A 1432-nucleotide genomic window follows, 5' to 3' on the forward strand; every position below is an offset into this window, starting at 1 on the left:
GGTTCATGTACCACGTACGGCTACCGTCGTCGTTCATGCGCCTCTGGGAGCCGACCATTCCGTGGTAGGCGCAGCATCGGCCGACACCTCGTCTGGACCCGCGTCGTGATTTGCCTCCGGCGCGGGCTTCTTCGTAGTCAGAAGCCAGACAACGAGCAGCAGCCGCTGCTTGCTCCACGCCTCACTAACCGCGTCGAAGTCTGTCCGCCGATCAAGACGCCGATGCTGACGCTCGCTATGACCTTCGGCCGAGGCCGGGAAGACCGCCTCGGAAGGCCCGGACGGAGGTACTTCGCGGCGGGTCGCAGATCGTGCAGCGCCGCGAGGACTCATCACCAGGTCGCTCGAACTCGTCGCCACACAAGACGCATCGGATGACGTCCGATGTACTTGACTTCGCTCGATTCGCCTTCGCGGACTTCCTTCGGATTGCCGCCCGCCGTTCGTCAGTCCGCTTCGCTGCCATCCGTTTCCCGGCGCGCTCCGCGTCGCGATGCAACGAAACAGCCTGAGTGACGACGCGCCGTATGCGCTCGAGGTCCTTAGCCGGGATCGGACCGCCGCCACGCTGCCGCTTCGGCAACCCCTCTTCCACAGTCTCAGGCATCCACCGGAACTCGCGGTCAGAGGCGGCGCACTCGGCGATGGTGTCCTTGAACCGGTGTTCATTCATCCGCAATTCGTCGTCATAGGCGACGCGGGCACCACAGAGGGGACAACGTCCAGGGCGTTGCCCTTTCCACTCCTGGGGATCGGGCGCGGCAACTTTCTGCTGCGGGCCTTTGGGCTCCGCGGACTTMGCTGCGCCCGAGATAGCMCTCTTCGCCAAGGCACGCTTCTTGGCTCGCGCCGCGACTTGTCCTCGGTTGACCTGAGACTTCTGAACCATTCCCCCACCCCCCACGCACTGATTGACGACAACGTCGCCGTGGTCCCGCTTGACCGCCTGGCCAGCATCCTCGTCCAGCACCCACGCGTGCGTCAGCGGAATCCTCCAACGCAGCGAGTCGGCGGGCAACTAGTCGAACGAGTCGAAGAGACGGGTTTAGCGAGTCGCGTTGTTGCGGATGGATTTGTAGAACTCGGTGCCAATCATTGTGGTCAGCGCCTCGCGAAAGTCGGGCTTGTCGAGGAACGCGGTCAGCAGCGCGTCGTTGGCCGTCTGTCGGTCGATGATGACACCTTCGAGGAGGTCGTCGAAGACGGTCATGAACTGGGTCTGGTCGTTATTGAGCGCGATTGCCTGAGCACGGCCATTGGTCGCAACCTCGACCTCGATCTGCTCAAAGAACAACTGGTCGGCCTCCCCTAGACCCAACCCGAACCGTTCATTGAGAACCTCGATGATCGACGACAGGCGGTCCGTGGGGGACTCGGTTTGCTTCCCGCGACCTTCGCCGGTGTGGCCGGTCGTCTCGGAGTCCTCGTCGGT

General features: G+C 63.4%; 1 pseudogene. It reads right to left on the reverse strand.

Annotated features, from left to right (window positions below):
* Positions 1–1045 precede the first annotated feature (1045 nt).
* Positions 1046–1432 (reverse strand): annotated as a pseudogene (locus ACXJKL_RS21045) (hypothetical protein); the annotation flags it as partial.

This window comes from Nocardioides sp. P5_C9_2 (genome assembly GCF_054049555.1).